Origin of the sequence: Aeromonas sp. SrichE-2G, from assembly GCF_017939565.1 — a bacterium.
GTDB lineage: Bacteria > Pseudomonadota > Gammaproteobacteria > Enterobacterales > Aeromonadaceae > Aeromonas > Aeromonas taiwanensis.
Window position 1 is genome coordinate 1 of sequence record NZ_JAGKRG010000048.1, and the last position, 281, is coordinate 281.

Sequence of the window (281 nt, forward strand, 5' to 3'; positions counted from 1 at the left end):
GGGTCCCCTTCGTCTAGAGGCCTAGGACACCGCCCTTTCACGGCGGTAACAGGGGTTCGAATCCCCTAGGGGACGCCACTTCTCTTCTTGCTAACAAGAATGCAGAGTTAAGAACTGATTCTTAACTCTGTTTTCTTCGGTCAATGACCGTTGCAAACATGCTCTTTAACAATCTGGAAAGCTGATTTAAAAAGTAGTTCTCAAACATTTGTTACAAGTGCTTTGGAAACTTCTTGGCGAAAACCAAATTTTATTTGGTCCTTGTTGTACGACAACAGGCT

At 44.1% G+C, this 281-nt stretch carries 1 tRNA gene; it reads left to right on the forward strand.

The window, feature by feature from the left end:
- The first annotated feature begins 2 nt into the window (after positions 1-2).
- Positions 3-78, forward strand: a tRNA-Glu gene (locus tag J9885_RS14965).
- Positions 79-281: the final 203 nt, after the last annotated feature.